At 64.9% G+C, this 6,978-nt stretch carries 7 protein-coding genes and 1 pseudogene; 6 read left to right on the top strand and 2 right to left on the bottom strand.

The window, feature by feature from the left end; translation table 11 throughout:
- The 4 genes from xdhC to H926_RS0113240 all read left to right on the top strand — a co-directional run.
- Positions 1–489: xanthine dehydrogenase accessory protein XdhC (gene xdhC / locus H926_RS27465; protein ID WP_237741036.1), on the top strand; the 489-nt coding region annotated here is incomplete at its 5' end.
- Positions 482–1,804, top strand: coding sequence for a guanine deaminase (gene guaD / locus H926_RS0113250; RefSeq protein ID WP_022676739.1), 1,323 nt, complete (start codon positions 482–484; stop codon positions 1,802–1,804). The genes xdhC and guaD, both read left to right, overlap by 8 nt.
- Complete coding sequence (locus H926_RS0113245) at positions 1,797–2,813, top strand: adenosine deaminase (protein ID WP_022676738.1); 1,017 nt, start codon at positions 1,797–1,799, stop codon at positions 2,811–2,813. The genes guaD and H926_RS0113245 overlap by 8 nt, the downstream gene beginning before the upstream one ends.
- Positions 2,794–3,906 (top strand): nucleoside hydrolase, encoded by a 1,113-nt coding sequence (locus H926_RS0113240; protein WP_022676737.1) that lies wholly within the window; start codon positions 2,794–2,796, stop codon positions 3,904–3,906. The genes H926_RS0113245 and H926_RS0113240 overlap by 20 nt, the downstream gene beginning before the upstream one ends.
- Positions 3,907–3,921: 15 nt before the next feature.
- Here the strand turns inward: H926_RS0113240 and H926_RS0113235 are convergent, their stop codons facing one another.
- Both H926_RS0113235 and H926_RS0113230 read right to left on the bottom strand, forming a co-directional pair.
- Entirely contained in the window at positions 3,922–4,443 is a 522-nt protein-coding gene (locus H926_RS0113235; RefSeq protein WP_022676736.1) for a phosphoribosyltransferase, read from the bottom strand.
- Positions 4,444–4,535: 92 nt separating this feature from the next.
- Entirely contained in the window at positions 4,536–5,453 is a 918-nt protein-coding gene (locus tag H926_RS0113230) for a LysR family transcriptional regulator (protein WP_022676735.1), read from the bottom strand.
- A gap of 167 nt (positions 5,454–5,620) precedes the next feature.
- On the opposite strand from H926_RS0113230, the gene H926_RS0113225 reads away from it, so the two are divergent.
- Positions 5,621–6,742: a purine nucleoside permease gene (locus H926_RS0113225; protein WP_022676734.1), complete on the top strand. Its 1,122-nt coding sequence runs from the start codon at positions 5,621–5,623 to the stop codon at positions 6,740–6,742.
- A gap of 10 nt (positions 6,743–6,752) precedes the next feature.
- Positions 6,753–6,978, top strand: a pseudogene (locus tag H926_RS33335) (hypothetical protein); the annotation flags it as partial.

The raw sequence follows: 6,978 nt of genomic DNA, 5'->3' as shown, positions 1-6,978 counted from the left end.
TGGCGGCGGCCGGTCTATCTGTTTGGTGCAGGCCACGTGGGCCAGGCGATCGCCCGCCACATGGCTGGCCTGCCGTTGCGGCTGTGCTGGTTCGATACCCGGCCGATGTTCGAAAGCCTGGACGGTGTCACCATCGTGCCGGAAGACGCGATCGCCACCTGCGTGACCGAGGCACCGGCGGAAGCGGCGATCGTGATCCTGACGCATGATCATGCGCTGGACTATCAATTGACCCGCGCCGCGCTGCAGCGGCCATCGCCTGGCTTCGTCGGCCTGATCGGCTCGGCCACCAAGCGGGCGCGCTTCGTGTCGCGTCTCCAAGCCGAAGGCCTGGATGCAACCACGCCCGGCCGGCTCACCTGCCCGATCGGCATGGCCGGTATCACCGGCAAGGAGCCGGACGTGATCGCGATTGCGGTCTTGGCACAGCTTCTTCAATTGCCGCAGGAAGCGGCCGAAAAGAAAGAGAAAGTTTCGATCCTTGGGTAACCTGCGCGCCTTTCGTGGCGAAATCCTGAGCGTGGGCGATGATCCGCTGCACACGCCCGATGCCGTCGCCTACCACGCCGATGGCCTGTTGGTGGTGGAAGACGGGATCATCGTCGCACGCGGCGATCATGCCATGTTGGCTGCGCGTTTTGCCGATGTGCCGGTGACGCCGATCGCAGGCCTGATCGTGCCCGGCTTCATCGATGCCCATGTGCACTATCCGCAAATGGATCGCATTGCCTCGCACGGCGAACAGCTGCTCGATTGGCTGGAGCGGCACATCTTTCCCGCCGAAAAGGCCTTTGCCGATCGGGCCCATGCCGATGCCCTGGCCACGGCGTTCCTCGACGAACTGCTGCGCCATGGCACCACATCGGCGCTGGTGTTCCCCACCGTCCACGAAGGTTCGGTCGATGCGCTGTTCGAAGCAGCGCTGGCCCGCAGGATGCGCGTGGCGACGGGCAAGGTGTTGATGGACCTCGGGCCTGATGGCCTCAAAGACACCGTGGAAAGTGCCCGCCGCGAGACCGAGGCGCTGATCGAGCGCTGGGCGGGCAAAGGGCGCTTGTCTTATGCCATCACCCCGCGCTTTGCGTTAACCTCCTCCGACGCGCAACTCGCCATGGCCGGCGCGCTCCTCGCCGCGCACCCGGATGTGCTGTTGCACACCCACCTGGCGGAAAACCGCCACGAGTGCGCGGCGGTGGCAGCTCGCTTTCCCCAGGCCAGCGATTACCTCGACGTGTATGATCGCTTTGGCCTGGTGGGCGAACGCAGCGTGTTTGCCCACGGCATCCACCTGTCAGACGCCATGTGCACGCGCCTGGCGCAAAGCGGGGCGGGGATTGCCGTTTGTCCATCGTCCAACCTGTTCCTGGGATCGGGCTTCTTTCATTTTGGCCAGGCAGACCGGCACGGGGTAAAGCTGGGCCTGGGCACCGATATTGGCGCCGGCACCAGTTTTTCCATGCTCTACACCCAGGGGCAGGCCTATCAGGCGGCCTTGGCGCGCGAAGAACGGCTCGATCCGTTCCGGGCGCTCTACCTTGCCACGGCGGGCAGCGCGCGGCTGCTGCATATTGCTGACAAGGTGGGCGCCCTGGCGGTGGGGCAAGAGGCAGATTTCGTGGTGCTGGATGCGGCAGCAACCCCGTTGCTGGCACGGCGCTGCGCCGGGGCGAGCCTGGCTGAGCGGCTCTTTGCCATGCAGATCCTGGGGGATGACAGGGTGGTTGCGCAAACCTGGATCATGGGCGAATGCGCGTGGGACAAGCGCGCCGCCCCCGCGCGCCAGGAAGGAGCATTGTGTGGTTGATCTTGAAGCCTTTGTGCGCGGCCTGCCAAAGGCGGAACTGCACCTGCACATCGAAGGCAGCCTTGAACCGGAGCTGATGTTTGCGCTGGCCAAGCGCAATGGCATCGCGCTACCTTACCCCAGCGTGGAGGCCGTGCGCGCGGCCTATGCCTTTTCCAACCTCCAGGATTTCCTCGATATCTATTATGCCGGTGCCGGTGTGTTGCAGACCCGGCAGGATTTCCACGATCTGGCCATGGCCTATTTCGATCGCGCGGCGGCCGATGGCGTGCGCCACGCCGAAATCATGTTCGATCCGCAGACCCATACCGATCGCGGCGTGCCCTTTGCCGAAGTGATCGAAGGCCTGCTTTCGGCCATGGCCGAGGCGCAGGCGCGCCACGGCATGACCAGCGCCCTGATCATGAGCTTCCTGCGCCATCTCTCGCAAGATGCGGCCTTTGCCACGCTGGCCATGGCCGAACCCTGGCTGGACCAGATCACGGCCGTGGGGCTGGATTCCTCGGAAGTGGGGCATCCGCCACGCAAGTTCGAGCAGGTCTTTGCCGCTGCGGCCGCCAAAGGCCTCAAGCGCGTGGCCCATGCAGGGGAAGAAGGCCCGCCGGCCTATGTGCACGAAGCGCTGGACCTTTTGCATGTCGACCGTATCGATCACGGCAACCGCGCGCTGGAAGACGAAGGCCTGGTCGCCCGCCTGGCCGCGCAGGGCATGACGCTGACGGTGTGCCCGCTGTCGAACCACAAGCTGTGCGTCGTGGAAGACCTGGCTGATCATCCGCTCGATCGCATGCTGGCCCTGGGCCTTGCGGCCACGGTCAATTCCGATGATCCGGCCTATTTTGGCGGTTACGTGGTCGACAACTACCTCGCCGTGGCGCGGGCGCGCGGCCTGTCGAATGAACAACTGACGCAGCTGGCGCGCAACAGCTTTGCTGGGTCATTCCTGCCGCAAGAAGTGATTGCCGGCCATATCAAGGATATCGATGCCTATGCTGTTGCAGCGCATTAAGCAGGGCGCGGCGCGCCTTTTGGCAGCAAGCGTGCTGCTGCTGGTGGCCAGCGCCGCCCACGCCGCGCCGGAGCGCCGCAAGGTGATCATCGACGATGATGGCTTTGGCCTGATGCAGGTCATGCTGCTTTCATCGCCCGATGTGGAGGTGCTGGGCCTGACCACGGTGTCTGGCAATGCCTGGGCCAACCGCGTGACGGCGCAGGCGCTGCGCGGGCTGGAATGGATCGGCCGCACCGATGTGCCGGTGGTGGCGGGCGCCACGTTTCCGCTGCTCAATTCGGAGGTAGCGACCGAGCGATGGGAGCAGGCGCACGGTCCGCTGGTGTTCAAGGGCGCGTTCATGAAACGCTGGGTGGAAGACACGCAGCAAACCCCGCCGCCCTATCACGGCCCGTTCGATGCCGTGGACCTGCCCGGCGGCAACCCCAAAACCCATGCCACCGACGAGATCGCCGCCAATTTCCTGATCCGCATGGTGCACAAGTATCCCGGCCAGATCACCATCGTTGCCTGCGGCCCGATGACCAACCTGGCCCTGGCGCAGCGGCTCGATCCCGCCTTTGCCGGCCTGGCCAAGGAACTGGTCTATATGGGCGGCAGCCTTGCCCCGCGCCAGGTGCTGAACAACCGCGCGGCGGCCGATTTCGCCCGTGAGTTCGTCAACAACCCCCGGCGCGAGTTCAACATTCGCTTCGATCCCGAAGCAGCCAGCATCATGGCGCGATCGCCTTGGCGCAAGATCACCATGGTGCCGGTCGATCCGTCGACGGCGACGCAATTGAGCCCGGCCCTGATCGCCCGGCTGGGCCAGGCTGCGCGCACGGGTGTCGATCGCTTTATCAAGCAGTTGGAGCCCGGCTTTCCGCTGTGGGACGAGATTGCCGCCGCAGTCTGGCTCGATCCCGCCGTGGTTGCCACGCACCGCAGGCTATGGATAGATTTCGAAAGCCAGCAAGGCGCCGGTTATGGCGACACGCTGAGCTGGGACGAAGCCTATCATCCCGGCCTGGGCGAACAGGCGCAGGACGTGGTGCTGGCGATCGACGTGCCGAAAATGGAAACGATGCTGGCGCGGCTGGTGGGCAAGTAAACCGGGCGGCCCAGGTCAGGCCAGGCGCTCGGGCACTTCGTTCGCCTGGCCGGTGAGCGTTTCGGCGGTGGCAACCGCTTCCCACGGGAACACGAACCAGCGCTTGTCGGTGGTGCGATCGATCGTCTGCACCGCATAGTCGACCGTTTCCTGCGACACCGCGTTGTTGATCATCACCGCAAAACGCAGATTGTCTTCCACCGTGTCGTGCGCGCGCAGCAGGCGGCGGACCTGGGCAATGGTCCGGCCGGAATCGTTGATGTCATCGATGATCAGGATGCGCTGGCCGGCCTTGGTCATCGTGGCCAACTTGACCAGCAGTTCATCGGCAAAACCGGGAACCTTGGCCGACTGGTCGATCGACAGCATCGGTACGTTGAGAATCTGGCTCATGTAAACCGCCGGTACCAGGCCGCCGCGGCCGATGCCGACGACGAAATCCGGCTTCCAGTCACCCGTGCCCACGGTTTGCGACAGCGTGAGCACGATCGCCAGGAAATCGTCATAGGCGATATAATCGAAAACCGGCTGGGTCATGGCGCATGTCCGCGTGGAAAGGGAAGGTCTGGTGGCGGATGCCTGCCGATGCGGCGGCCCCCGATTCGAAGAAGCCGCCCTTACAGGCTTGCTCAACTCGGGTCCATATAGTCCAGCGCGGCAAAGCTGTTCTGGATTTCCTGCAGCACGACATCGGCGGCATAAGACGTGGCGCGCGATGTGGCGGTACATAGCGCCAGCGTCATCGGCTTTAGCACCGGATCGGTGAGTGGCACGAACGCCAACTGGCCAGCGCGCACTTCGTTGGCGACGTCGAGCGAGGTCAACAGGCCGATGCCGACCCCTTCCAGCACCAGCGAGGTGATCATCTGGATATTGTCCGACGAAGACTTGCGATCCAGCGGCATCTTCGATGTTCCGGCCAGCACCTGGACCTGCTGGGCCACCGCGAGTGGCGGGGCGGGCAGGATCATCGGCATGCCGGCGCAGGCGGAAAACCGGGCGGAACCTTGCCGCGCAAACGGATGATCGGCCGGCACGACGAAACCCAGGCGAATGTTGGCATAGGCCAGCACGGTGAGATCGCGAAACGTCTGCGGATCAAAGCAGATGCCGAAATCCACCTCGCCACTGGCGATCGCCCCGCGAATGTGTTCGTTGGCCATGACCCGCACATCCACCGAAATGCCGGGATAGCGGTTCTGGATCGCGCGGAGGCGCGCGGGGATATAGCCCTTGGTCAGCGCGTCCATGATCGCCAACGTCACATGCCCGCGCTTGAGCCCGCGCAGATCCTCGATCTGGGCGCGGACCTCGCTCAGTCCCTTTTGCCAGCGGGCGCCGGCCGCCATGACGATTTCACCTGCTGCCGTCAGGCGCAGGCCGGTGGGCAGGCGCTCGAACAGCGGCATGCCTAGTTCCGCCTCGGCATTAAGGATTTGGCGGTCGATGGCCGAGGCCGAGACATTGAGCTCGTCGGCCGCCTTTCGGATCGAGCCAAGCCGGCCAACGGTCATGAAATAGCGCAGGAAGCGGGAAAACGCTGGCATCTAGGGCTCTCTAATTTTTGCAACGCTCTGTCAAATTCATTGTGATTGATTGCAACACACTATGTCCTTTAGCAAGTTCCAGACACAAAATATCATTCAGGGAACGTGTTTTGGGGCGTATCACGGCAAGACTCTCCGGCAGGCCGGCCGGGGGCAGGAAAAGGCTTGTGGCCAGAAGCCGTGCGGTCTGCGCGGCGCTGGCCCTGGGCCTTTTTGCCGCTGCGCCTGCCGTGCGCGCGGCGGAGCCGGCGCTTCCGGTCGTGCCGGCGGTGCAGCCGATCCCGGTCAAGGTCATGGTCATCGCCAACTTCGAACCGGGCGCCGACATTGGCGATGCCCCGGGTGAGTTTCAGCTCTGGGCCGAGCGGGAGCATTTGGACGAGGTGATCCCGGTGCGTGGCGCGTTGCACCCGCTGCGCCGCAATGCGGCTGGCCTCTACGGCATGGTCTGGGGCGACGCGCATTCGCTGGTGGTGACGCCAGAGGTGCAGCTGATGGCGCTGCTGCTCGATCCGCGCTTTGATTTCACCCACACGTATTGGCTGTTTACCGGCATTTCCGGCGTCGATCCGCAGGTCGCCTCGGTCGGCAGCGCGGCTTGGGCGCGCTGGGTGGTGAGCGGCGACGCATTGCGCGAATTTGCCGAGAGCGAGGTGCCCAAAGGCTGGCCTTATGGCCTGTTCGCGATCGGCGCCAAGGCGCCCGGGCAATTGCCGCAGGCGGCAGACAGCTTTGCCGGGATGAGCGATACCGGTTCACTGGGCATGGCCGTGCCGCTCAACCAGGGATTGGCGAACTGGGCCTTTGCGCTGAGCAAGGACACACCGATCCCGGATACACCGGCGCTCAAGGCCGCGCGCGCGCAATGGAAAGGCTTTCCCCAGGCGCAGCGTCCACCGTTCGTGCTGATGGGCGAAGCGCTGGGCACGCTGCGCTATTGGCACGGCGCCGGGCGCACGCAGTGGGCGCGCGACTGGGTCAAGCTGTGGACCCACGGCCAAGGCCGCTTTGTGATGACCAACATGGAAAGCCAGTTGATGGCCGGCACCATGCTCGCCGCCAGCCAAGCTGGCCTGGTCGACATGAAGCGGGTGATGGTGCTGCGCAGCGCCAGCAATCCGTCGATGCCGCCGCCGGGCCATTCGCCGCTCGCCAGCGTGGGTGACGAAGGGCCGGGGCAGGTGGCGGCGTACGAGGCGAACTATCGCGTGGGCGCGGTGGTGGTGCACCGTCTGCTTGCCGACTGGGTCCGTTATCGTGACAGCGTGCCCGATGCGGCCCAGCCATGAACGGCACCCGGTGACCCACCGACGCGCCACGGTGTCGCTGGCCTTGGCCGGCATGGCATTGGCCCTGGGCAGCGCGGCGCCCGTCGCGGCGCGTCCGCTTGCTGGCAGTGCCACGCGCAGCGCGCAGGTTGCGGCGATCATGGCCAAGGCCGCACGCGATCCGGGTGAATTGCGGCTGTTCCTGCACCGCATGCCCAAAGGCGGCGATCTGCACAATCACCTGTCAGGCGCGCTCT

Source organism: Novosphingobium sp. B-7 (genome assembly GCF_000410615.1).
Lineage (GTDB): Bacteria > Pseudomonadota > Alphaproteobacteria > Sphingomonadales > Sphingomonadaceae > Novosphingobium > Novosphingobium capsulatum.
Note: the sequence above shows the minus strand (reverse complement) of the source record. Positions and strands in the feature narration are given on the sequence as shown.